This window comes from Sphingobacterium sp. 18053, from assembly GCF_902706145.1.
GTDB lineage: Bacteria > Bacteroidota > Bacteroidia > Sphingobacteriales > Sphingobacteriaceae > Sphingobacterium > Sphingobacterium paramultivorum.
In genome coordinates, this window is record NZ_CACSJW010000035.1 from 1 (window position 1) to 514 (window position 514).

At 31.1% G+C, this 514-nt stretch carries 1 protein-coding gene; it reads right to left on the reverse strand.

The window, feature by feature from the left end:
* Positions 1-97: 97 nt before the first annotated feature.
* Positions 98-514, reverse strand: a 417-nt coding sequence (locus tag GVK91_RS27165; RefSeq protein ID WP_159732750.1) for a transposase, incomplete at its 5' end; no start/stop codon positions are given.

Consider the following 514-nt stretch of genomic DNA (forward strand, 5'->3'; position numbering starts at 1 on the left):
GAATTGGACCTGATCCAAAAAAATTTGAAGGCTAGATTAAAATCGCTCAACTGATGAAAAGGTTAGATGAATTGTCAGGGCTTGGGACATTAAGTTCTTAGGCAATGTAAAAAAGCTGATTTCTATTAATTATTTGATAGAAATCAGCTTTTTTGATATGTATTTTATAATGTACAGCTCGTTGAGCTGCTATTTTCCTTATATTAAGTGCCATTAATACAAAACCTAGCTCTCGTTTAACTTTATTTATTCCTCGAACTGACGTTCGAGTTAAACCCAAAATAGCCTTCATAAATCCAAAAACAGGCTCTACATCAATTTTTCTTTGACTATAGATTTTTTTCGTTTCTGGTTCAGAAAGCTTTTGATTAATTTGGACTTTAAAGTATTCCCAATTATAATTCTTCATAATTTTCTTATTGGATTTCGAATTTGGCTTCATGCATTGATGTCTCAAAGAACATGATGAACAGTCATCACATTCATATAGCTTGAAGTCACGTTTAAAACTATA